This window comes from Paenarthrobacter sp. 10L420 (assembly GCF_056395385.1).
In genome coordinates, this window is the sequence record NZ_JBFTJK010000001.1 from 776,784 (window position 1) to 800,632 (window position 23,849).

General features: G+C 61.0%; 20 protein-coding genes and 2 tRNA genes. 14 read left to right on the plus strand and 8 right to left on the minus strand.

Annotation, left to right across the window (positions count from 1 at the left end):
• Positions 1–54: 54 nt before the first annotated feature.
• The gene (locus tag AC1DD5_RS03770) at positions 55–1,506 is read right to left on the minus strand and encodes a zinc-dependent metalloprotease (RefSeq protein WP_477520654.1); all 1,452 of its coding nucleotides are present in this window, start codon (positions 1,504–1,506) and stop codon (positions 55–57) included.
• 211 nt (positions 1,507–1,717) lie between these two features.
• Between AC1DD5_RS03770 and AC1DD5_RS03775 the strand changes: the two genes are divergently transcribed.
• The 5 genes from AC1DD5_RS03775 to AC1DD5_RS03795 all read left to right on the plus strand — a co-directional run bounded on the left by AC1DD5_RS03775 (position 1,718) and on the right by AC1DD5_RS03795 (position 7,654).
• Positions 1,718–2,854, plus strand: a complete 1,137-nt coding sequence (locus AC1DD5_RS03775; protein ID WP_477520655.1) for a YlbL family protein — start codon at positions 1,718–1,720, stop codon at positions 2,852–2,854.
• 130 nt (positions 2,855–2,984) lie between these two features.
• Entirely contained in the window at positions 2,985–5,981 is a 2,997-nt protein-coding gene (locus AC1DD5_RS03780) for a UPF0182 family membrane protein (RefSeq protein ID WP_442017672.1), read from the plus strand.
• Between the two features lie 203 nt (positions 5,982–6,184).
• A tRNA-Met gene (locus AC1DD5_RS03785) sits at positions 6,185–6,258 on the plus strand.
• A 393-nt stretch (positions 6,259–6,651) separates the two neighbouring features.
• Positions 6,652–6,725, plus strand: a tRNA-Met gene (locus AC1DD5_RS03790).
• Between the two features lie 131 nt (positions 6,726–6,856).
• On the plus strand, positions 6,857–7,654 hold the full coding sequence (locus AC1DD5_RS03795; protein WP_442003739.1) for a GntR family transcriptional regulator: 798 nt from the start codon (positions 6,857–6,859) through the stop codon (positions 7,652–7,654).
• A gap of 132 nt (positions 7,655–7,786) precedes the next feature.
• Here AC1DD5_RS03795 and AC1DD5_RS03800 read toward each other — a convergent pair whose 3' ends face one another.
• Positions 7,787–8,575 carry a PspA/IM30 family protein gene (locus AC1DD5_RS03800; protein ID WP_442003740.1) on the minus strand — a complete coding sequence of 263 codons (789 nt, stop codon included), beginning with the start codon at positions 8,573–8,575 and terminating at the stop codon, positions 7,787–7,789.
• A 99-nt stretch (positions 8,576–8,674) separates the two neighbouring features.
• Positions 8,675–10,729, minus strand: coding sequence for a TPM domain-containing protein (locus AC1DD5_RS03805; RefSeq protein ID WP_442017674.1), 2,055 nt, complete (start codon positions 10,727–10,729; stop codon positions 8,675–8,677).
• Between the two features lie 346 nt (positions 10,730–11,075).
• Between AC1DD5_RS03805 and AC1DD5_RS03810 the strand changes: the two genes are divergently transcribed.
• From AC1DD5_RS03810 to AC1DD5_RS03835, 6 genes are all read left to right on the plus strand, one after another.
• Complete coding sequence (locus AC1DD5_RS03810) at positions 11,076–12,680, plus strand: S1C family serine protease (RefSeq protein ID WP_477520656.1); 1,605 nt, start codon at positions 11,076–11,078, stop codon at positions 12,678–12,680.
• Positions 12,681–12,971: 291 nt separating this feature from the next.
• Positions 12,972–13,775, plus strand: coding sequence for an electron transfer flavoprotein subunit beta/FixA family protein (locus AC1DD5_RS03815; RefSeq protein WP_442003743.1), 804 nt, complete (start codon positions 12,972–12,974; stop codon positions 13,773–13,775).
• Positions 13,776–13,787: 12 nt separating this feature from the next.
• Positions 13,788–14,741, plus strand: coding sequence for an electron transfer flavoprotein subunit alpha/FixB family protein (locus tag AC1DD5_RS03820; RefSeq protein ID WP_477520657.1), 954 nt, complete (start codon positions 13,788–13,790; stop codon positions 14,739–14,741).
• 5 nt (positions 14,742–14,746) lie between these two features.
• On the plus strand, positions 14,747–15,526 hold the full coding sequence (locus tag AC1DD5_RS03825) for a PIG-L deacetylase family protein (RefSeq protein WP_477520658.1): 780 nt from the start codon (positions 14,747–14,749) through the stop codon (positions 15,524–15,526).
• 74 nt (positions 15,527–15,600) lie between these two features.
• Positions 15,601–16,146, plus strand: coding sequence for a gluconokinase (locus AC1DD5_RS03830; RefSeq protein ID WP_442003746.1), 546 nt, complete (start codon positions 15,601–15,603; stop codon positions 16,144–16,146).
• The gene (locus AC1DD5_RS03835; protein WP_477520659.1) at positions 16,143–17,546 is read left to right on the plus strand and encodes a GntT/GntP/DsdX family permease; all 1,404 of its coding nucleotides are present in this window, start codon (positions 16,143–16,145) and stop codon (positions 17,544–17,546) included. The genes AC1DD5_RS03830 and AC1DD5_RS03835 overlap by 4 nt, the downstream gene beginning before the upstream one ends.
• A 106-nt stretch (positions 17,547–17,652) precedes the next feature.
• On the opposite strand, the gene AC1DD5_RS03840 is transcribed toward AC1DD5_RS03835, so the two are convergent.
• The 4 genes from AC1DD5_RS03840 to AC1DD5_RS03855 all read right to left on the minus strand — a co-directional run bounded on the left by AC1DD5_RS03840 (position 17,653) and on the right by AC1DD5_RS03855 (position 20,789).
• A complete protein-coding gene (locus tag AC1DD5_RS03840; RefSeq protein ID WP_477520660.1) occupies positions 17,653–18,483 on the minus strand; it encodes an anti-sigma factor in 831 nt (276 codons plus the stop codon).
• A 1-nt stretch (position 18,484) separates the two neighbouring features.
• Complete coding sequence (gene sigK, locus AC1DD5_RS03845) at positions 18,485–19,201, minus strand: ECF RNA polymerase sigma factor SigK (RefSeq protein ID WP_477520661.1); 717 nt, start codon at positions 19,199–19,201, stop codon at positions 18,485–18,487.
• Between the two features lie 77 nt (positions 19,202–19,278).
• A complete protein-coding gene (locus tag AC1DD5_RS03850; protein WP_216924056.1) occupies positions 19,279–19,746 on the minus strand; it encodes a tRNA (cytidine(34)-2'-O)-methyltransferase in 468 nt (155 codons plus the stop codon).
• A 98-nt stretch (positions 19,747–19,844) separates the two neighbouring features.
• Positions 19,845–20,789, minus strand: a complete 945-nt coding sequence (locus AC1DD5_RS03855; RefSeq protein ID WP_477520662.1) for a J domain-containing protein — start codon at positions 20,787–20,789, stop codon at positions 19,845–19,847.
• 122 nt (positions 20,790–20,911) lie between these two features.
• Between AC1DD5_RS03855 and AC1DD5_RS03860 the strand changes: the two genes are divergently transcribed.
• Both AC1DD5_RS03860 and AC1DD5_RS03865 read left to right on the plus strand, forming a co-directional pair.
• On the plus strand, positions 20,912–21,814 hold the full coding sequence (locus tag AC1DD5_RS03860) for a diacylglycerol/lipid kinase family protein (protein WP_477520663.1): 903 nt from the start codon (positions 20,912–20,914) through the stop codon (positions 21,812–21,814).
• A gap of 87 nt (positions 21,815–21,901) precedes the next feature.
• Positions 21,902–22,618, plus strand: coding sequence for a hypothetical protein (locus AC1DD5_RS03865; protein WP_477520664.1), 717 nt, complete (start codon positions 21,902–21,904; stop codon positions 22,616–22,618).
• A 22-nt stretch (positions 22,619–22,640) separates the two neighbouring features.
• Here the strand turns inward: AC1DD5_RS03865 and AC1DD5_RS03870 are convergent, their stop codons facing one another.
• Positions 22,641–23,060: a hypothetical protein gene (locus tag AC1DD5_RS03870; RefSeq protein WP_477520665.1), complete on the minus strand. Its 420-nt coding sequence runs from the start codon at positions 23,058–23,060 to the stop codon at positions 22,641–22,643.
• A gap of 91 nt (positions 23,061–23,151) precedes the next feature.
• Here AC1DD5_RS03870 and AC1DD5_RS03875 point away from each other — a divergent pair, with 91 nt between their 5' ends.
• Positions 23,152–23,835: a helix-turn-helix transcriptional regulator gene (locus AC1DD5_RS03875; protein ID WP_477520666.1), complete on the plus strand. Its 684-nt coding sequence runs from the start codon at positions 23,152–23,154 to the stop codon at positions 23,833–23,835.
• Positions 23,836–23,849: the final 14 nt, after the last annotated feature.

Consider the following 23,849-nt stretch of genomic DNA (forward strand, 5'->3'; position numbering starts at 1 on the left):
AATGGTCGCCATAATCAATGGCGACCATTGCTGACTTTAGGTGGATGGTGAGTATTAAGTGGACGGTGACTTCGGGTCTTCGCTGCCCGAGTCAGGCCCGGTGTCGTCCTGGGAGCCTTCATCCTGGGGGTCTTCGTCCTCCGATGTGGCTTCAGCGGGCTCATCGTAGCCACCGCTCAAGAGCTTCTGCAGAGCATCGTCAACTTCGGTGTCGCTGGCCTCGGCGAGCCTGCGGCGTTCGGAGAAGCCCTTGGGATCGTCCAGGTCTTCCCCGGTGGGCAGCAGGTCAGGGTGGTGCCAGATGGCGTCCCTGCCTGCAATACCGCGTTCTTCTTTCAGCGTCGCCCACAGAGTAGCGGCCTCGCGAAGCCTGCGTGGGCGCAGTTCCAGCCCCACAAGCGAAGAGAAAGCATGTTCAGCGGGACCGCCGGTAGCACGGCGACGACGGACAGTTTCGCGCAGGGCGGTAGCCGAGGGCAGTACCTTGTCCGTTGCTTCAGCAGTGAGTTCATCTACCCACCCCTCCACAAGGGCAAGCGCCGTTTCGAGCTTCTCAAGAGCGGCGGTCTGTACTGGCGTCCGCTCCGGAGTGAAGACACCCTGGGACAAGGCCTCCTGGATTCCTTCAGGATTGCCGGGATCCAGATCCCGGGCGAGATCCTCGATTCGGGACATGTCAATGTGAATTCCTCGCGCATAGGCTTCAATGGCGCCGAGCAAGTGGCCGCGAAGCCACGGCACCTGCACGAACAACCGGGCGTGGGCTGCCTCGCGGACGGCGAGGAAGAGCCGGACATCATTTTCGGGGAGGCTGAGTCCTTCGCCGAACTTGGCGACGTTGGCCGGGAGCAGAGCCATCTCCAGGTCAGCCAAGGGAACACCAATGTCCGTGGAGCTGACTACCTCGGCCGAGAGTGCGCCAATCGCCTGTCCCAGTTGCATCCCAAAAATGGCACCGCCCATATTCTGCAGCATGGACGAGGCACCACCCATCATGGACTTCATTTCCTCGGGCATCTGCTGGGTCAGCGCGTTGGACAAGGCATTGGCGATGCTGTTGGCAACTGGCTCAGTCAGCCGCTTCCACGTTCCAAGGGTTGCTTCAACCCATTCCGCGCGGGACCATGCACGGCCGATAAGTCCAGTAGCGGAAAGATCTGTTACCGGATCCAGCCACAGTTCCGCGAGCCGGAGCGCTTCATCGATGTCCCGGGCCTGCTGGGCGTTCACCGAGGGATCGCTCCCGGCAGCCGCAACGCGTCGAGCGTTCTCATGGGCCAGTTGCCAGTTCACGGGACCCTCGGACGTTGAGCTCATCATGGCCTGGACCTGCGCGAACATTTGTTGCAGGAGCTGGGGATCGTTGGGCAGCCCTGCGGCCTTGGCGAGTTCGGCGGGATCGATGTTACCCATACCCTGGCCGCCCATCAGGTTCTGCAGCATTTCCGCCAGCGGGTCCTTGGGCGTCTCATCGTCATCTGACGGGTTGTTGGGATTGGAAGTCATGGTGCCGCCGATCGTCGAACTGGCTGGTGATCACTTTCACCGTACCGCGCGGTGGGAAGGCTGTCTGCCTGTGCGCGGCGTCGTTCGCTGTAGGCAAAGCATCCCCACAACGTCCAACCGCGTAATGTGGATGTTTGGTATGTGCCCGTCGCCGCGGCCAGCGGCAGGAGCCAAAATACCGGTCGCATAGTGCCGGTAAAGAGAGGCCTCAATGCTTACTTCGCCCAGCCCGGAGGGCTCGCTCGACCCGCGTCAAACGAACGACGCCGATTCCTCCACCGAATCTCCGGAACCTCCCGGCAGCGGCCGTTACATGATCATGGTGGTTTCGGGCCTGTTGGCACTGGGACTTGGGATCGGGGCGGCTGCTTTGCCGGTTCCCTATGTTGTTGAGTCTGCCGGACCGACCTTTAATACGCTGGGGCAGGATGGCGACAAACCGGTCATCAGCATTTCGGGACATGAGTCCTACCCAGCCAAGGGGAACCTGGACCTGACGACGGTGGTGATGACGGGCGGGCCGAAGACTCCCGCAACTATTTTCGAGGTCTTTCGCGCCTGGTTGGACAAATCGAAAGCCGTTTATCCCGAGGAATTGATCTATCCCAAAGGCACCACAGCGGAGGAGACGGTCCAGCAAGGCGAGATTGCCATGGAGACTTCGCAGGAAAACGCTGTTGCCGCAGCACTGCGGCAATTGGACATCCCTTTTGAACAGAGGCTTAAGGTTGCCGGCCTGTCGGACCCGTCTCCGTCAGCAGGGAAACTTCAGGAAGGAGATCGGCTGACCTCCATTGACGGAAAACCGATCTCCTCCCTCAGCCTGGTCCAGGCTGAACTGGCAGCCGGAAACGGCGCCCCGGTGGCCGTCGTCGTGGACAGGAACGGTTCTGCCGTCACGGAAACGATAACGCCCACCAAGAATCCCGCTGGCCGCTACGTTCTGGGCATTCTCCTCGGCAGCGACTTCACCTTCCCCTTTGACGTGAAAATTTCCTTGGACAATGTGGGGGGACCGAGCGCCGGAATGATGTTTGCCCTGGGCATCGTGGACAATCTCACGCCGGGGGACCTCACAGGAGGAAAGCACGTGGCCGGGACTGGAACCATCACGGCTGATGGGGCAGTGGGAGCCATCGGTGGCATTGCACAGAAGATGATCGGGGCGCGTCAGCATGGAGCCACCATGTTCCTGGCTCCGGCGGCAAATTGTGCCGACGTCGTAGGGCATATTCCCGATGGCCTGCAGGTGGTGAAGGTGGAAACGCTGGCCGATGCCACCGCGGCAGTGGAACGACTCGGTTCAGGACAAGACACGGCGGGCCTTCCCACCTGCGCCAACAACTAGACTGACGGTGGAACTTAGCTCCACCGCCACTCGTGGCATATATGACGGACTCCGCCATCGCCCAGGGGCAGAGATCGTCGAACACACGCACACCGACTTTTAACTGACGACCACCAATGAGGTACAGAGTTTGTCCCGTCCCGCCAGCTCCAACCCGCCCGGAAGATCGCCGCTGAGACGAGGTGCCCTGACTCCGACACTCATCGTCGTTGCGGTGGCCGTCGTTGGATTCATTTTCTTCGCCAATGTGTGGACTGACGTCCTCTGGTACCAACAGCTCGGCTTCTTCGAAGTTTATGTCCGCGAGAACCTCGCCCGGATCGTCACCTTCCTGGTCGGTTTCGCCATGATGTTCGCTGCCGTTTACTTCGCCATCAGGATCGCGTACCACGCCCGGCCGGTCTACGCTCCGGATGCTGAGTCACGTGACAACCTCAACCGCTACCAGGCCCAGCTTGAGCCTGTGCGCAGGGTCGTCATGATCGGCCTGCCCATCCTGTTCGGACTCTTTGCCGGCAGCGCCGCCGCCAGCCAGTGGCAGAAGGTCCTCCTCTTCTTCAACCAGGAACCCTTTGGCCAAACAGATCCGTTGTTCAATCTGGACATCAGCTTCTACCTGATGTCGCTTCCGTTCCTTGGCTTTGTTACCGGATTCCTCATCAGCATCGCCGTAGTGGCCGGCATTGCGGGCATCCTCACTCATTACCTGTACGGAAGCATCCGGCTCATGGAGCGTGGTGTCTTCACAAGCCGTGCCGCGCAGATCCACATTGCCGTGACGGGTGCATTCTTCCTGTTGCTGCTTGGCGTGAATTTCTGGCTGGACAGGTACTCAACGGTGCAAAGCTCATCCGGACGGTGGGCGGGTGCACTATATACGGACGTCAATGCCGTTGTACCCACGAAGGCCATCCTGGCGGTTGCCGCCGGCTTGGTTGCGATCCTCTTTATCATCGCTGCGGTTATCGGCCGCTGGCGCTTGCCGGTAATCGGTACAGCGATGCTGATCATCACCGCCATCCTGGCTGGCGGCGTGTACCCATGGGTTATCCAGCAATTCCAGGTGCGTCCCTCGGAGAACACCCTGGAAAGGGAGTACATCGACCGCAACATTAAGATGACCCGGGCAGCCTACGGCCTGGACAAGATTGATGTCTCGGCCTATAACGCCACAACAACTGCTACAAGCGGAGCTTTGGCAAAGGACGCCCAGACCGCCGCCAACATCCGCCTGCTGGACCCGAACCTCATCTCCTCGGCGTTCGCCCAGCTTGAGCAGTACCGTCCGTACTACCAATTCCCCCAGACGCTGAACGTGGACCGCTACACGGTGGACGGAAAAGTACAGGACACCGTCATCGCTGTTCGCGAGCTGAATCCGGATGGCCTGAGCGCAAACCAGCAGACCTGGGTCAACCGGCACATCGTGTACACGCACGGCTACGGTGTGGTCGCAGCGAAGGGCAATAAGTTCACGGTTGATGGCAAGCCGGAATTCCTGCAATCGGGCATTCCGTCCAACGGCGTTCTCGGCAATGACACAACATACGAACCACGCATCTACTTCGGCGAGAATTCTCCCGAATATTCGATCGTTGGCGCTCCGGAAGGTGCCCAGCATCGCGAACAAGACCGCCCAGCGGGACGCGAAGGCGGGGGAGAGACGCAATACACCTTCACCGGCAACGGCGGGCCCGTTGTGGGCAACTGGCTCAACCGGATTCTGTACTCCATCAAATTCCAGTCCTCGGACTTGTTGCTTTCGGATGGCGTGAACGAGAAATCCCAGATTCTCTATGACCGCAATCCCCGCGAACGGGTTGAGAAGCTCGCTCCGTACCTGACCGTGGATGGCAACGCGTATCCGGCCGTCGTCGATGGTCGCGTGAAGTGGATCGTTGACGGTTACACCACCAGCCAGTACTTCCCGTACTCCCAACCGCAGCAGTTGCAGAATGCGACCGTTGATTCGCAGACAAGTGCAGGCCGGACGGTGACGCTGCCTAACAGCTCCGTCAATTACATCCGGAACTCGGTCAAGGCGACTGTTGACGCTTATGACGGTTCGGTCACGCTTTACGCCTGGGATGACCAGGATCCTCTCCTGAAGGCTTGGCAGAAGGTGTTCCCTGCCACTATCAAGCCCTACACGGAGATGTCTGGCGAACTCATGAGCCACGTCCGCTACCCGGAGGACCTTTTCAAGGTCCAACGTGAACTTCTCGGACGCTACCACGTCACCAACCCTGACAACTTCTATCAGAACAACGATGCCTGGAGTGTTCCGAACGACCCCACAGTTTCGGAAGCCGTCAAGCAGCCGCCGTTCTACATGTCTCTGCAGATGCCTGACCAGGACAAACCTGCGTTCCAACTGACGTCGTCCTTCATTCCGCAAACAGTCAACGGGAACGCAAGGAATATCCTCTATGGCTTCCTGGCGGCGGATTCAGATGCCGGAAATGTCAAGGGGGTTAAAGCGGACAGCTACGGCAAGCTAAGGCTGTTGCAACTTCCAACGGACACCCAGGTCCCTGGCCCAGGCCAGGCGCAGAACAAGTTCAACTCTGATCCCACAGTCTCCCAGGCGCTTAACTTGCTGCGTCAGGGTGCTTCGGATGTTTTGAACGGCAACCTGCTGACCCTGCCCGTGGGTGGCGGACTACTTTATGTTCAGCCCGTCTACCTGAAGTCAACAGGCGAGACTTCTTACCCCACCTTGCAGCGGGTGCTCGTGGCCTTCGGCGACAAGATCGGCTTTGCGGCGACACTGGACGAGGCCCTGGACCAGTTGTTCGGTGGCAACTCCGGTGCCAAGGCAGGCGACTTCCAGAACAATGGCCAGACGCCCGCGACCCCGCCTGGGACCACAACGCCCCCGGCCGGCCCGACTGATGCCAAGGCTGATCTCAAGGCAGCTCTGGACGACGCCAACAAGGCAATCGTGGATGGCCAGGCAGCTCTGGCCAAGGGAGACTTCGCCACCTATGGCCAGCAGCAGACCAGGCTCTCCGAGGCTCTCAAGAGGGCGATCGACGCCGAAACCCGTCTCGGCATAACGCCGGAACCGACAGCGACGCCAAGTGCTACGCCAAGCGCCACACCGTCGCCTTCGCCGAGCAGCTAATGCCCGGTAAATAGTTGACACAGCCTGATTAAGAAGGGCCGTTGACCTCTCCTCCTGGAGGGGCAACGGCCCTTTCGGCTTAAAGGAAACACTTGGGCAGCGGCTTGCTGGAGTCGCGTTGAGCGATATTGGTTGGGGGAGATGCACATCACGTAGCCAGGATTTGGTCTGCCATTCACCTGACGGTAATGTTGTTCTTGCGACGCGGGGTGGAGCAGTTCGGTAGCTCGCTGGGCTCATAACCCAGAGGTCACAGGTTCAAATCCTGTCCCCGCAACTGGAGAAAAGATCCGGATCAGTATTCACTGGTCCGGGTCTTTTGTTTTCCCGTGATGTTTGGGGGCTGCGGCAGATCTTGCGGACTCGACCCAAGGATGCTCCTCCGCAGCTCAAGAGTCGGCACGCATATGCGCCCCTGACAGGCTGGCGGGGTGGCGACACTCAAATCCGGGCAGCCGTAGTCGCATTCCGCGGCGCCGTGGAATCTGCGTGTCCCCTGCGGCTCCGGACTGTGCCCGGTTATCGGGGTCAGGGGGAGGCTCGGAAGGTCGATTGAGCCTCAGACCTTGGTGACGATTTGCCGGCTAGCACTCAGGGCCGTGATCTGCAGCACCTTCCCCGCACTATGGTCATAAGCACCCTTCCGGGTGCGGTAGAGTTGTTCTTGCGACGCGGGGTGGAGCAGTTCGGTAGCTCGCTGGGCTCATAACCCAGAGGTCACAGGTTCAAATCCTGTCCCCGCAACTGGAGAAAAGGTCCGGATCAGTTTTCACTGATCCGGACCTTTTGTTTTGTGCTGCACCAGGCCCCTGGAAGTCCCGGTGCTAGCATCAAATCCGGAATGGCGGCATGCCGGGAATGGATGGGAAGGCCGGATGGTCAAGGAAGACTACAACCAGGGCCTGGATCGACAGGCCCTGCAAAGGAACAGCCCCGTAGCGGTGTACCAGCAGGTTGCAGACGTATTGACTGATCAAGTCAGCCGGTTGGAACCGGGCGCACGGATCCCGACCGAAGAATCATTGATGGACGAGTACGGGATCAGCCGTACTACCGTCCGCAAGGCGATAGAAACCCTCGTTGTGAAGGGGCTGCTTGTTCGCCGGCAGGGCAAGGGAACTTTCGTCATGGCCCAGCGTCCGGTCCGAATGCTGAACCGCTTGGCGCCCTTCATGGAGACGTTCACAGCAGCAGGAATGAAGACTGTCAAAGGCCTGATTGAATACAAATGGATGGAGAAGGATCGGTCCGTGCCAGCCAAGCTGGTTTCCGATGACAATCTTGTCCTTGTGATCCGTCGCTCCTATTCAAGCGGTGGTTGGCCCTATGCCATTGCGGAAATCTTCATCCCTTCGCACATTGGCCGTCACATCAGCCTCGCGGATGCTGAGCGCAATTCCATCTATCAGGTCATCCAGGACAGGACGTCCAAGCCCCTACAGCGTGCTGAAATCACCGTCACGATGCACGCCCCGCCGGAGCACCTCGCCGATGCACTGAATGTCCGCGAATTTCCCATGGTCCCGCGCTTGGAAAGGACCACACTGGGAGCACACGGTGAAGTCCTTGAATGCACTGTGACCTATTTCCACCCAAAGGGTTTCGAAATTCGTGCTGAAGTGGCCACGGATGTCAGTCCCAGCCAGGATCCATTGGAACCCTCCTCGCTTTAGGCGGGGTTGCCCTCAGAGAACAAGATGGCCGGATCCCGAAGTGGGATCCGGCCATTCCTCATGGTCCAGCTAACATCGGTCCAGCCAACATCGGTTCAGGCAATATCACAGGGCCGCCAAGCCCTCACATTGTCAGAGCTTGTCGAAATCGGTTTCGTCGATGGTTGCACTGCTGGATGCAGGGGCACCGGCTCCGATGGCAGGCTTGCTGCCGCCCGACTTGAGGGCCGCAAGACGCGCCTCAATTTCGGTCTGCTCCCCAAGGTCTTCCAGCTGGTTGAACTGGGCGTCCAAGCTGGATGCAGCAAGCTCCTGCTGGCCCAGGACCTTGGCCTCCTCGCGGCGAATCTTCTCTTCGAAGCGGCCAACCTCACTGGTGGGGTCCATGATGTCGATGCTCTTCAGGGCATCGTGCACCTGCGACTGCGCAGCAGCTGTCTTGGAACGGGCCACGAGTTCATTACGCTTGGCCGTGAGTTGGTTGAGCTTGTTCTTCATTTGGTCAAGCCCGCTCTTGAGCTTGTCCACAACCTCGGTCTGGGACGCAATGCTGGGCTCGGCCGCCCGTGCTTCGGACTCTGCCGTCATTTGGCGCTGGATGGCAACCTTGGCCAGGTTGTCGAATTTCGTGGCATCCTCGGTATCACCAGCAGCACGGTATTCGTCGGCCTTGCGTGACGCGGCAAGGGCTTTGTTGCCCCAGTCCTGGGCGTTCTTGACGTCTTCGTTGTAGTCGGCCTGCAACATGCGGAGGTTCCCGATGGTCTGAGCCACTGCCGACTCGGCCTCAGCAATGTTGTTCGTGTAGTCGCGGACCATCTGGTCCAGCATCTTCTGCGGGTCCTCAGCCTGGTCCAGCAAAGCGTTGATGTTTGCTTTGGCGAGCTGCGAGATCCGACCGAAAATGGACTGCTTAACCATGGTGTTGCCTTTCGTCCTGCTCAGTGGAAGCCACTGAAATCAGTGATCAGTTGTTGTACCGCTCCTAGAAGGGGCATCGACCCCATCTAAACTGTGGGGCTAAAAACTTCCAGAGTCGCCGCCGCCGAAGTCTCCCCCTCCACCGCCGCCCCAGTCGCCGCCGCCGGAGTCGCCGCCGAAGAATCCGCCGCCGCCACCGCCGTCGCTGTTACCGCCGCCCCAACCGCCGCCACCGCTGTTGAAGATAGAGTTAATGAGAATGCCGCCGAGGATCGCGCCTCCAAGACCGCCACCTCCGCCGCCACCACCGAACATGCCCCCGCGGCCGTAGCCTTGGTCGGCATAGCCGAAGTGGTCGACGTCGGCCTGCGCCAGCTGCGCTGCCTGCGCAGCGAGTGAGTGTGCCTGCTGGGCGTAGGTCAGGGCCGTCACCGGGTCATTGCGCGAGATTGACAAGGCGTAGTCGAGATTGCGCTGGGCCTCGGCGAGCCGGGTGCGGGCCTCTGTCCCAACGCCGCCCCGACGGGCCGTGATGTAATCCGAGGTCGCACTGATCTGGGCCTGTGCCGCCATGATGGTTTGCTGCAAGGATGCTTGTGCACGGCGGGCCTGTTCCTGCTGGTCCCGGATGCCGGACAATGACTGATCAAGCGCCTGGTGCGCTGTTTCTACGCGGGTCAACGTAGCAATGGGGTCGATCTTGCCACCTTGGATTTCGGCCTTGACCTGGCCCAGGGCCGCTTCCACACCAGCCACAGGGCCGGCGAGTTCAGGATGTTCACCCGACTGGATCATGGCCCTGGCCTGCGCGAGGTCCTGGCTGGTCTCCGCAACGGCGCTTTCCAAGGAGGCGCGTGCCTCGTCAAGGCTGCCTGCCGTCTTGGAAATAGCGTCGATCAGGACGTTCGTCTGATGCAGGCTTTCTTCGGCAGCGCGAACCGCTACGGCAGCCAGGCTGTTTTCGCCGGCAGACAGTTTTTCCTGGGCGGTGGTGGCAGCATTCTGCACGAACGCCAGGCGTTCCTTGGCCTGGAGGATGTTGTCGGATACCTGCGTCAACGCGGACTCGGCGTACTTGCTGCGGAGGCCCTCAAGGGATTGCTCCGCGGTGGCGATCCTGGAGTCGGCTTCCCGGGCACCTGCCGTAACCGTGGCCAAGGCCTGCGGAGCCTTCTTCTCGAGTTCGCGAAGGGAGTCGAAGTCCGCCTTCTGGTCACGCAGTGATGCGAGGGCCGCCTCCGAACGTCGAATAATCTCTCCGAGCCATGTCCGCTGTTGTTCCTCGGTGTCCGGAATATGGTCGTCCAGCTGCTGTTGCAGCTTGAACGATTCGGTCATGTGGGCTTTGGCTTCCTGCAGGGCTTTGGTGAAGTTGCCGATAGCCGAATCACCGTATTGGGCCTGTGCGAACCCAAGCTCCTGTTCGCTGGACTTGATGGCGTCATCAGCTTCGATCAGCAACGAGCCGCTCTTCTGACGCAGCTCCGGAATGCTGAGGGCTGCCAATGGGTCAAGCTCTTCTCCTTGGGGACCATAGCTCGCACTGGATGCCTGGCCCACCTTCTTGCGGCGATTTCGCAGGTAGAGATAGGTGGCCGCACCGCCTGCTGCAACAACGCCAACCCCTACGAGGACCCCGACACCGCCGTTGCCGCTTGGCACGGTACCGCTTCCACCGCCGGCCGCGTCTCCAATAGCTGCGGCTGTGTCAATTGCTGCCTGGGCATAGTCCTTCTTACCGCCCGCCAGGTTGGCTACAACGGCGTTCTGAGCGATGGTGGACTGCTTGGAGTAAATGGAACTGCCGGAGTTCAGGGCGAAGTTGTATTGACCAGCGGTGGAGATTGCCAGAATTGCGTCGGCCTTGCCCATGCCCTTCTTGGTGGCTACAGCTTTGACCCATTCCGCAGGCGAAGAAGGGTTCTCGAAGGAGTTCACCGTGACCACGTACAGGTTGTATTTGTGGTCCTTGAGCGTCTTCTGGATGGCTTCCTGGACTTCACCCTTGCGGCTGCCCAGGACATTGGCATCATCCACGATGTTTTGGCCGGACGGTATAGTCACCGGATCTGCAGCCCAGGCGGCGCCAGCCGGGAGGGCCAACATTCCAGCCACGCCAATCACGGCGAGTACACGTTTCACTATTGACCGCATGTGCAACCCTTCAGCACGTCTGCGACTGGAACAAGGCGAACCAATCGTCACAGAATGCTCAGCGCCCCCACGCATGGTTTGTAAAGCCGCAGGTCGCTGTGGCAATTCCACTTGATTCTATGGTGCACCCCATACCCCGTCCACAGCCTTGAATATGCCACCAGCGAAACACGGGAGAAACGCGCGATGCCTGGGCGTTGAGGGTCTCTGTGTCTGCCGTGTTGGCCCTTCACGCTGGCTCTGCCGCAGCATGGCGATTGGCTTTCAGGAAGCTCCCAGCGAACGTCCGATTTTGTTCCAGTAAAAAGGGCCATAGTTATGGAAGACAAGGATGAAAGGAAGACCCATGACGGAGAACCCAGCGCAGGGCAACGCACCAGAGAACCGTGATCCGTCCGAGCCGCGGGATCCCGCTGCGAGGCCTGACTCCGCCGCCACCCACCAGCAGCCACAGCAGCCGACACAGCAGCACGCACAGCAGCCTGGTTGGAACTCCGGGCAGGGAACCGGTACCCATGCAACGACTCCGCTGCCGGCCTTTCAGCCGCCTGCCCAATCGGCACCTCACACCAACGTAAACCAAGGCCCGCATGCCAACACCCAGCCGCAGTACTACGGCGGTCCGCAGCACCAGGACCCGGGGCACCGTCCCAACTACCCGCAGCACCAGCCGTTCTATGGCGGAGGCACCAATCCTGGGAACCCGAACCTCCACAGCGCTCCGGGTCAGCAGTCCTCCGTCGGCACCAAGCGCAAGCCGGCATTCGGTATTGGAACGCTCATTGCCAGCATTCTTGCCGCTGGCCTGGTAGGTGGCGGTGTGGTGGCAGGCAGCACCGCGCTTTTGGACAACCCGGCACCGGCGGCATCAAGTGGTGGCCAGTCGAGCACGGTAATTGTGAATAACAAGGACGACGTCAACGTCATCACGGCAGCAGCGGCGAAGGCGTCGCCGAGCGTGGTCACCATCAAGGCAACGAGTGGAAACGAGGGCGGAACGGGCTCCGGCATCATTATCGATGACCAAGGCCACATCCTGACCAACACCCACGTCGTCACGCTGGATGGCGCAACATCGAATGCTGCCATCGAGGTCCGTACCAGTGACGGAAAGGTTCTCAAGGCCAAGGTTGTTGGAACTGATCCTCTCTCGGACCTGGCAGTTATCAAGGTGGACGATACTTCCGGTTTGGTGCCGGCTACGCTCGGGGATTCCTCGAAAATCAACGTGGGCGACACCGCCGTCGCGATTGGTTCGCCCCTTGGCCTGACGGGCACGGTGACGGACGGTATCGTCTCCACACTCAACCGCACTATCAGCGTTGCCTCCTCAGCTGCCCCGAAGGAAGGCACTGACAATTCACAGGGCGGTGACCAGGGCTTCCAGTTCGCCCCTCCAGGTGGCGGCCAGAGCCAGCCGAGCGCGAATGAGGGCTCAATCTCGATCAACGTGATCCAGACGGATGCTGCCATCAACCCTGGCAACTCCGGTGGCGCGCTGGTAAACAGCAAGGGCGAGATCATCGGCGTCAACGTTGCTATTGCTTCCGCGGGCAGTGGCACAGCAGATTCCTCCACTGGAAACATCGGGGTGGGCTTCAGCATCCCGATCAACCACGCCAAGCGCGTTGCACAGGAAATCATCAATACCGGTAAGGCTAGTCATGGCCAGTTTGGCGTCTCTGTACGATCGAAGTCGTCCACGGGCAGCGACTCCGGATTCTCCGTTGGCGCAGAGGTTGCTTCGGTGACCACGGGTTCGGCCGCGGCGAAGGCGGGCATCAAGGTTGGCGACGTCGTCACCAAGTTCGGCGACTACCAGGTGACTGACCCCAACCAGTTGACCGCGGCCGTCCGCGAACAGGCCGCCGGCGCGAAGGTGAAGGTAACTATCCAGCGCAACGGCCAGTCGCAGGAAGTAGAAGTTACTTTGGACGCCGCACAGCAATAACAACCCGAAGAGCACTAACAACCCGAAGAGCACTAACAAACCCCAACAGCAGGAAACTGCTGCTGGCACAGCGGACGACGGCGGGCGGCACCTCAGTGGTGTGGCCCGCCGTCGGCGTGTCCACGGCCCTTTGGCCGTTGCTGATGAAACAGGCGTTAATGCGCGCAGTGGATTTCTGCGGGCAATATGCTTAGCTAGGGGAAGCCCACGCGCTGGGCAATTCACGGCCACGCTCCTGCGGTTGGCCGTCCACAAGCATGGAAGGCTGCTTCGAAGACAGTGGAAGAGACATTGAAGATTGTCGTTCTGGTCAAGCACGTCCCGGACGCGCAGTTCGACCGGCACATCACCGGACCCGGCAACACAACTGACCGCGACGAGAGCATCTTGTCCGAACTTGACGAGTACGCGCTTGAGGCAGCACTGCAGCTGGCTGAAGAGCGTGGCGGAGCCAAAGCCGGCAACGAGGTCATTGCCCTCAGCATGGGGCCCTCCGGTGCCGTAAACGCAGTCAAGAAGTCGTTGCAGATTGGCGCCTACTCCGGGGTCCACCTCAGCGATGACGCGCTGGCCGGTTCGGACGCCGCCGCGACATCATTGGCGCTTGCGGCCACCATCCGCCATCTCTCCGCCGATGGACGCCCGGTGGACCTGGTCCTGACCGGCATGGCTTCCACGGACGGCGAGACCTCACTCATCCCGGCTCAGCTCGCGGAGCGGTTGTCGCTCCCGCAGCTCACGTTTGCTTCCACCCTCGAGGTTAACGGCGGCACCGTGGTGGCACGCCGGGATGCCGGCTCCCACTCGGAGACCGTTGAAGCGCAGCTTCCTGCACTCGTCTCGGTGACAGACCAGATCAACGAACCCAGGTACCCCAATTTCAAGGGAATCCTGGCAGCCAAGAAGAAGAAGATTGCCTCGTTGTCGCTTGCCGATATCGGCGTCGATCCTTCCGAGGTAGGCCAGTCAGGCTCGTGGACGGTTGTGGAGTCTGCAGCTGCCCGCCCGCCCAGAACCGCAGGGACGATCATCACCGACGAGGGCGACGCCGGCATCAAGCTCGTCGACTTCCTGGCCGCACAGAAGCTGCTCTAAAGGACTCCAATCATGGCAAATGCACTTGTTTTCATTGACAACCCCGGAGCTGCGCTCAAGAAGAGCAGCTTGGAGCTCCTGACCCTTGCGCGGAAGCTGGGGGAGACCGCCGTCGCGTTCAACGGTGAATTGACCGACGACGTCGCGGCCACCTTGGGTGCTTATGGCGTGGCGACGATCTACCAGCCCTCTGTGGCGGACCTGGATGACTACCTGGTTGCGCCGAAGGCCGCGTACCTCGCGGCTGCAGTGGCGGCTTCAGGCGCCGCTGCTGTCCTGATTGAAAACTCGCCCGAGGGCAAAGAGATCGCGGGACGACTCGGCATTAAGCTCAACGCCGGAGTCATCACGGACGTCGTTGGTCTGGAGGCGGACGGCACTGCCCACAAGTCGGTCCTCGCGGGTTCGTACAACACCACGGCGAAGGCCACCACTCCGGTGGCAGTCTTTTCCGTAAAAGCGAACATCGTGGAACCGGAGCCAGCGGGCGCAGCGACAGCTCCCGCGACAGCCAAGGTTGAGGTTCCTGCAGATGCTGCAGCGAATGCGGCCCGGATCTCCTCCCGCACTGAGAAGCCCGCCAGTGGCCGGCCCGACCTCAGCGAGGCCCGGATCGTTGTGGCCGGCGGGCGGGGCGTCGATGGCGACTTTGGCCCGTTGGAAGAACTCGCGGATGCCCTTGGTGCTGCGGTTGGTGCTTCGCGGGCAGCAACCGATGCAGGGTGGATTGGCCACGACGCGCAAGTGGGCCAAACCGGTGTGACTGTCTCTCCGCAGCTGTACATTTCGGCAGGCATCTCAGGAGCAATCCAGCAAAAGGCAGGAATGCAGACGTCCAAGGTCATTGTGGCCATCAACAAGGATGCAGAGTCTCCTGTCTTTGAGATCGCGGACTTCGGCATTATCGGCGATCTGTTCAAAGTTGTGCCGCAGGCAACAGCTGAGATCAAAAAGCGGAAAGGCTGATCCCTTTGACTTCTGGCGTTTCGTCAGCAAAGAGCCCGTTCAACGCCTCCACGGAGCGTGTTGAGCGGGTGCTTTGTTTTACTGCCCATCCTGACGACATCGACTTCGGAGCTGCAGGAACCATAGCTGCCTGGACTGCTGCCGGTGTACAGGTCACCTACTGCATCATGACTGACGGCGACGCCGGCGGGTTTGATCCCGTTGACCGGGAACGCATTATCGAACTCCGTGCCATAGAACAGCAACGCGCGGCAGAGTTGGTGGGAGTCAACGACATCCGCTACCTGCACGAACACGATGGCTACCTTGAGCCGACACACAACGTCATCAAGCAGGTTGTGAAGCTGATCCGGGAAATCCGCCCGGACATCGTGTTGACCATGCACCCGGAACGGAACTGGGACCGCCTCCAGAAGAGCCACCCCGACCACCTCGCAGCAGGGGAAGCCGTGACCCGGGCGGTTTATCCCGCCGTGGAGAATCCCTTTGCCTACTCTGAGTTGGCTGAGGCCGGTCTGGAAGCCTACAAGTTGCCCTGGCTCTGGTTTATCTCCAGTCCGGAGGACCGTGAGAACCATTTCGTGGACGTCACCAAGCACGTTGATGCCAAGCTGGATGCGATCCGCATCCACGCGAGCCAGCACCCGGACATCGAGGGGATGGAGCGTGTGGTCCGTGGCATGTTGATGGCCAACGGTGCGCGTGCAGGGCTCCCTGCCGGCGCAAGTGCTGAGAGTTTCCACGTGGTGTCCGTTAACGGATCCAGTACTATCGCCGGCTTCTGACATTGCCGATATGTAACCCGTGTCATATGCTGGACCTCGGTTAAATCATATTTATTCGAGGAAGGCAGACTTTGATGGCGAAGACTGCACAGCAACCCGTACTGGTGATTATGGGAGTCTCCGGTTCGGGCAAGTCGACTGTAGCCGGCGTTCTTGCCGGAAAGCTTGGATGGGATCTCGCCGAAGGCGACGATCTCCATCCGGAAGCCAATGTGGCCAAGATGCACGCGGGCCAGGCCCTCAGCGATGAGGACCGATGGCCTTGGCTTGGCATCATTGCCCAGTGGATCCGTGAGCACACAGATGCCGGTACGCCGGCCATCATCACGTGCTCGGCGTTGAAGAAGAAGTACCGCGACGTACTCAGGGGCGAAGGGGTTGTTTTCGTTTTCCTGCAAGGGAGCAAAGACAAGATCTCGGACCGGCTGGCGTCAAGGCACGGCCACTTCATGCCGCCGTCGCTCCTGGAGTCCCAGTTCGAAGCACTTGAGGAACCTACAGAAGACGAGAACTACATCTCGCTGTGTGTTTCCGCCTCGCCCGCTGAGGAGGCGGACGAAATCATCGAACGGCTCGGCTTGCGTCCCCTGGGCGCCGGTTCCGAAGCGGCAGCGTCATGATCGCGCTGGAAACGGCCACACAGGTGCAGGATTGGTCCGCGCACGACACCCAGCTTCTTGTGGTGGCAGCGTTGGGTATTGCGCTGATTGTGGTCCTGATCGCCAAGCTGAAATTCCACCCATTCCTGGCGCTGGTGCTGGGCTCGGCGTTTGTCGGCCTCGCCTCAGGCGTGGAACTGGGCAAGGTCATTACCAACTTCGAGGACGGAGTTGGCGGCGTCCTCAAGGAAGTTGGCCTCCTGATTGCCTTGGGCGCAATGCTTGGCAAGTTGCTCGCGGACTCCGGCGGAGCCAACCGGGTAGTGGATACGTTGTTGGCCAAGGCCACCGGCAACAAGATCGTCTGGATGATCACGCTTGTGGCAGTGATCATTGGCCTGCCGATGTTCTTCGAAATCGGTCTTGTGCTCCTGCTTCCCGTGATTGTCCTTGTGACGCAGAGATCCGGGATGAAGCTCATGCGCATCGCGATACCGGCTTTGGCGGGCCTTTCAGTGCTCCATGGCCTGGTGCCCCCGCACCCGGGACCCCTGATTGCCATCAGCGCCGTAAAAGCTGAATTGGGAACAACACTGGGCCTGGGCATCCTCGTGGCCATTCCCACGGTCATCATTTGTGGACCGCTTTTCTCCCGCCTGGCCGCACGTTGGGTTCCGGTAAACGCTCCCGCCGTGGCGGGTGGCATCGACACCAAGCACCGCGCCGATCTTAGCGACGTCAAGCGCCAGCCCTCGTTCCTGGTGACGCTGCTGACCATCATTTTCCCGGTAGTCCTCATGCTGCTAAAGGCTTTGGGAGACATTATCTGGCCGGACGCGGCCACCGCTCCGATGATCAGGATCTTCTTCGATTTCGTGGGCCAGCCCCTGGTCGCCATGACCTTGGCGGTACTTGCTGCCACTGTGAGCTTCGGCTACGCAGTGGGATTCACTGGCAGCAAGATCACTGCCAAGCTGGGCGACAGCCTTGGCCCCATCGCAGCGATTCTTCTGATAGTTGGAGCCGGCGGTGGTTTCAAGCAGACACTGATTGGTGCTGGAGTGGGCGACGCCGTCAAGAAGTGGGCGGAAGGTGCCAACATGTCCGTCCTTGTGCTCGGCTTTATTGTTGCCGTGGCACTCCGCCTCGCCACGGGCTCCGCCACTGTAGCTACCGTGACTGCTGCGGGCATTGTGGCGCCCCTGGCCAGCAGTTTGACCCCGACCCACGCGGCACTGCTCGCCTTGGCAATCGGTGCTGGCTCGCTGTTCCTCTCGCACGTGAATGATGCTGGTTTCTGGCTGGTCAAGGAGCTCTTCGGCCTGACAGTCGGTCAGACCTTCAAGACCTGGTCCGTCATGGAGACCTTGATCTCCCTGGTTGGCTTCGGCTTCGTGATGCTGTTGTCGCTCGTGTTGTAGCTGCCGGTCAACTGCAGGCAAGAACGACGGCGGCCGCCCCACCTACCTCACGGAAGGTGCGCGGCCGCCGTCGGGCTTTAAGCTTTGACGCCAGGCCTGGCTGACATCAGGCGCTCAGCGGAACCACCAACACAGGCGGCTGCGTGGGCGAGCTTGATCCGCCAGTGGGCTCCACCGTTATAGCTACTGAGGAAGCTGTGGACAATCCCTTCACCACCGCCGGCTTGGACAACGTCTCGGCGTCCATAGTGCCCTGCGGCACAGGGGCAGATCCATCCTTCGGCAACGTCCACAACTGGTAGACCTTACCGTCGGGTGCCGGGGCAACGCCGTCCATCAACACCACAAAGGAGTCCTTGGCGGAGGAAGCGGAAATGGTAGCCGTGCCGCCTCCGGGAACCTGGGCCGTCTTCTTCTGGACGTCCTGGGCCTGCAGGACCTGATTCACGGGATCGTTTTGGCCGGCCATGTACGCGCCTACACCCACGCCACCGACGGCGATGACGGCAGCAGCCGCTGCGCCCACCAGCCAGGCGCGTCCGCGCCCGAGGCCGCGGCGTTCTCCGCGCTTGGTCCGGGCGAGTGCCAGTACGTCGAGGACTGGCTCCGGCTTTGGATCACTACCCGGCCCTGCAGGGGAATCTGCGGATTCCCGGTTGATCCGGTCCATAATTTTGGCGAAGACGGCAGGGGGCGGCTCTTCCTCAGGGGCGAAACCTGCCACCAGGGTTTCGCGGGCCTGCCTGACCCGCTCCTGGAACGCTGGACCTTCCGGGGCGTCCTTGACGTAATCGTCAATCAGGGCCCGTTCGGATTCAGTAACCGCGTCCAAGGCATAGATTTCCGCGAGTTCCAGGACTCGGCCCTCGGCCAAGTCGGTTGCGATGTCATTGGCGAACATTCTGCGGACAAATCCTCCACCGTTGTTTTCGCTCATTTCAGCCCACCCCCAAGCAGGTCTTCAAGCGCAGGAGTCCATCGCGGATGCGGGACTTGATGGTAGGGACCGCGGCACCAAGATGCTCCGCAACTTCCCTGTAAGTGAGCCCACCGTAATAGGCCAGGCGGACCGATTCCCGCTGTGTGTCCGTCAAGGTGCCAAGGCACCGGCTGACGGCCTCGGCCTCAAAGTTCGTCTCGGCTTCCTCGGATACGACGTCGCGATCAAGGTCCTGGCTCGCTGCGCCGTATCGGGCTTCGCGGTCTGTGGCTGCCTGCACGGCACGAACGCGGTCAATGGCACGGCGATGCGCGATGGTCATCAGCCAGGCCATGGGGCTGCCGGATGCGCGATCGAACCTGGCGGCGCCCTGCCAGACCTGGACGAAGACTTCCTGGGTGGCGTCTTCGCTCAGCTCGGAGTCAATCAGGACGCGCCTGGCCATGCCAAAGACTCGTCTGGAGGTTAGCCGATAAAACTCAGCGAAGGCGTCCTGATCGCCCGCAGCAATCAATTCAAGCAGGTCAGTGAGCTGCGAGTTCAGGTCTGTCGCCGTGCCCGAAGTCTCGACGACCGGGGGACCGGGGTTGTTGGGGATGTCCATCACTGTCCAGCATAAGTCGTGCGGTTTGAAACCCGCAGCATGAGGGCCCGGCGTTGGGCGCACAGCGGTGCAGCGGGTTGCCGCCACCACCTGGGTCTCCAGCGCGCTCACGTCTGCTCCCTCATGAATATCAAAGGCAGGAATTGATCCTGCACAGGGTATTCGAAGCTGTGGGCGCCGCGGATGGGCTAGACCTTGGCACCGGCAAATCCGTTCTGGCGCCACGCCTCGAAAACCGCAATGGACGCGGCGTTTGCCAGGTTCAGTGAACGCAGGGAAGGTCGCATCGGGAGCCGCACCCGGGCAGTGACGTGCGAATCCTTCTTCAGCCAATCCGGGAGGCCCACAGATTCAGGGCCGAACATCAGGACGTCACCCTCACGGTAGTTGATATCCGTGTAGGACGTTTCGCCGTCGGACGTAAACGCAAACACTCGCTCAGGCTGCAGGGCAGCCCAAGCCGCGTTGATGTCCTTATGTACCGTAACGACGGCGAGATCATGGTAGTCCAGGCCCGCCCGGCGCAGCTTGGCATCGGAAAAGTCAAAGCCCAGAGGCTCCACCAGATGGAGTTCGGCGCCGGTGATGGCGGCCAAACGGATGGCGTTGCCCGTATTGCCCGGGATTTCTGGAGTGTGGAAGAGGATGCGGAACACCGTCCCATCCTAGCCAGTCCCGTCCCAGCCAGTCCCATCGCACTGGCTTCATACTGAATCAACCATCGCCCTCAACCAGTGCCGGAGAAAGCAAGATCTCAGTGCATGCCGCGGAGCAAGCGGGCAAGAACTGGAACCACCACCGTGTTGGGTGATGGTCCTGAACCGAGGAACTGTTTCAACCCACGGACCAATCCTGCGCCGTTGACCACCTCAACCGCGTTATGGCTGGACTGCCCTTTGCCGTAGTGGTCAATGACTGGTTCGTGCAGGTTGCCGTCAGGACTGTGCAGGACCACCCAGCCGGTGACGTTCAACTCGGGGAAGATGTCCTGCATGTGGCGGACGATGTGGGCGAGCTGCGGCGGGGCTACGGACCGGCCGCCGTGGCGCAACGAATTGCCGTCCCACGCGTAGGCGCCCCTGGGCAACAGCATGGAACCAACCAATGCCAGCCGGTAGCCGGAAAGCACTGCGTGGTCGATGTGGTTGTTGTCAGAGGGCGAGCGGAGCCCGTTGATGAGCCTTGCGGCGGGGATGGCAGGCAGGACCTGCCTGCTGATGAGCTGAACCGTACGCATCTCGCGCTGGATGCGGGCTTCGGCTCCAAAAATGCCGCGCTTTCGCGGCAAGCCATGGACCTGCTGGGCAGCTTCTGCCATCGAAATGAGGGGAACCTCAAGAGGGTCATCAAAGGCCGGAACGTAAACGGGCGGATCGCCAGCCGTGTTGCGCGGGGCCTGCGGACGTCTGACCCCCGTACTGGTCGCCGCACCCGGCGCGGCCGCGCCTGTGTAGTCGCCCGGACGTGGTTGGGAGCGGACGGAGGCGCCGCTGGCATACCTCCGGTCATACTCGGCCCGACGCTTCGGATCAATCAGGGTCTCATAAGCGAGCGTTACTCGGCGGAACATTTCGGCTTCGCCGCCGTGATCGGGGTGGGCCTTCCGGGCGGCCTTCCGATATGCCACCTTGATCTCCTTGTCCGTCGCAGTGACGGACACGCGAAGAACCTGATAGTGGGAACTACTGCCCTCGGCCAAGCACAGGCCCTTCTCTAGGATGGTGGTCCGCTCCAGGGGCGGGGCGGTATGGCCAGTTTATCCAGCCACTATGAGAACGTCGGCAGCGGGCTCCGTGGTTCCCGGCTGGCATAATTCAGCAGGTGAATCCTCCGGCGCCCAAGATCGCCCTTGCCATCAATCCAACAGCATCGTTCGGCCGTCACGGTCTTGCCGGGGACGAAGCCGCGGCCTGCCTTCGCGCCCGGGGTTGTGACGTCGTCGTGCTGGAAGCGGGGAGCTATGACGACCTCCGGACCCTGGTTGATGAGGCCCTGACTTCAGGCATCAGTGCGCTGGTTGTGGTGGGCGGGGACGGCATGGTCCATTTGGGCGTCAACGCGCTCGCCGGATTGGATGTGCCGCTGGGAATTGTTCCTGCTGGAACTGGCAACGATGTTGCCAGGCTGCTGGGCCTGCCACTCACGGACACGAATGCCGCCTGTAATCGCTTGCTGGAGTCAATGGCTGCGGGCGGGCGGAAGATCGACGCCGGACGCGTCACCGCCAGCGGGCGAAGCACCTATTTTGCGGGGGTCCTGTCGGCCGGATTTGATGCTGCTGTCAACGAAAGGGCGAACTCGTGGCGTTGGCCCCGGGGAAAGAGCCGCTACAACCTGGCGATGCTCCGTGAACTCGGTTCGTTCCGGCGTATCGAATACACGGTGACTGCCGACGGCGAGCAGTGGCGCCAACCGGCGTTGCTGATTTCTGTGGCGAACGGCCAATCGATCGGGGGCGGGATGAGGATTACGCCCGATGCTTTGCCCGACGACGGGTGGCTGGATTTGTTTGTGGTCAAGCCATTGTCGCGGCTGCGTTTCCTGGCAGTGTTTCCCAAGGTCTTCGCGGGCAAACACCTTGGCCATCCGGCCGTGGAGATCCGCCGGGTACGGAAAGTGCGCCTGGAGGCAGAAGGTGTAGTGGCCTACGCCGACGGCGAGCGCGTGGGCAGATTGCCTGTGGAGGTCGAGGTTGTACCCCGTGGTCTCCGCGTCCTTGCCTAGCTGAACCGCTGCTGCAGGCAGTTAGACTCGATGGCGGCAGAAGCGGCTCCCAGCAAAAAGACTCGCCGCCAAAAGAGAGGATCGCCGATGGTACGGAGGGTTGCGCGAAGTCAGGCCCCGGCGATGGCGGGCGCCAAGCCTGGTTGGGCTGCCATTGCTGTTTTGGGTGCGCTGGCTGCTTTGGGTGCGCTGCTTGCCGGATGCAGTGTGAACGTGCCTGATCCCGCAGCACCGAAGCCTTCACCTTCCGAGTCGACGCTGTCCACCCCAACCATCACGCCCGGACATGATGCTGAGGCTCTCGCCGCGAAGGACCTGCCTTTGAGTGCGGGAGGAACATTGGCGCCTGGAGATCCGGTATTAGTGTCCAGCCGCCTTGAAGAGGTGCAGGGATGGTCCGTTGTGCACTCCGGCTTGCAAGGTGAAACCCGGTACGCGAAGACTGATGGGTGCGTGGTGGTTGTCCGGGTCAGCGTTAATCAGAGGCCATTGGTGGTGCCGGGCGATGACGCCGCGTCCACGAAGGAACTGTTCCGCTACTTGGATCCGGGCATCGCTGTGGAGAAGCTAAAGCCGTCCTCATTGCGCTGGGGCCAGGATTCCGGCAAGCCGGAGCACAGAGTGGAATTGTTGGCCTTGGAATCAGCTCCGGCTTCCGGCGGCACCGCTGCCCTGGTACTCGCAAGACTTTTCAGCAGCCCGGCTTCCTCTGTGTATGTATCAGTTGCATGTCCGGATAGTGGGACCCTGGCCAAGGCCAGGGCTGAGGTCCAGTCCCGGTTGGCCGTGGTCCCACCAGCGTGAGTTTCATTTTTTGAACGCCGTGTTATTTCCTGAACGCGGTGGCCAGGCGGTTCAACGCGAGTGCTCCCACCAGCAGGCCGAAGTCCCTCAGTGCGACGTCGAAGAACGAGCCAAGCACCAGTAGGTTGACGATGATGCCGAGCAGCCAGGCGGCGACAATGAGGGATCCCCAGCGCGGCCGCAGGGCGACGAGGATGCCGGCGATAATTTCGATGACTCCCACGCCGTACATGAAGGTCTGGGCTGAAACAGGTATCACGGCGGTGGCTGCGGGCGCCAAGTAGACAGTCCAGTCCACCAAGAGGTTGGTGAATTTGTCGAGCCCGAAAATGATCGGGGCAATCGTGAAGATCGTCCTCAGGAGGACAAAGGCCTGCCGGGAAGGGTCCCGGAGGTCGCTGCGGCTGGACTTGGGGCTCATGTGGGTGGTTGCGGCTTCCATGGCGCATTCCTTTCTAAAAATAGGTATCTTGATTTTAGATCTCCTTCTGGGATTAAGCAACGAATCTTGTTTTTAGAGATATTCTGGCTGTATGACCACTGCACGCCACTCTTGGCTCCAAAGGATTTCAGCGATCGCCTCTTTGGACGACGACAACCGGAGGGTGTTGTTCGCCTACGTGCGCGGCGCTGCAGATGCCGTAGGGCGGGACGAAGCGGCCCGTGCCCTCGGTATTCCCCGAAGCACGGCCTCCTTCCATTTGGATCGGTTGGTCAAGGACGGCGTCCTGCAAGTGGAGTTCAGAAAGTCCTCCGACAAAGCCGGGCCCGGTTCCGGCCGGCCTGCCAAGCTCTACCGCCCGGCCATGGACGAGGTTGTCGCCTCAGTCCCTGAGCGCCAGTACGACCTCGCTGGGGATCTGATGGCTACAGCGATCACACGTTCCCTTAAAGGCGAGCTGCCCGTGCGGGACGCTTTGATGGATGTTGCCGACCGCAAAGGACAGGAAGCGGGCCGGCCCGGCGATTTCCTCGGTGCGCTGGCGGACCTTGGCTATGAGCCAACCGCTGATGACGCCGGAGGATACCGCCTGCTCAACTGCCCTTTCCATCGGCTCTCACAGGATCATGAGGAGGTGGTCTGCGCCATGAATGGCGCGTTCCTTAAGGGCGCGGCCACCGCATCCGGTCTTAGTGCTGACAACGTCCTTCCGGAACCTGGTTCTGGTCATTGTTGTGCCCGGATTAGCAGCCTGGAACCGGGCTCCAAGACCTGACCCCAAAACTGGAC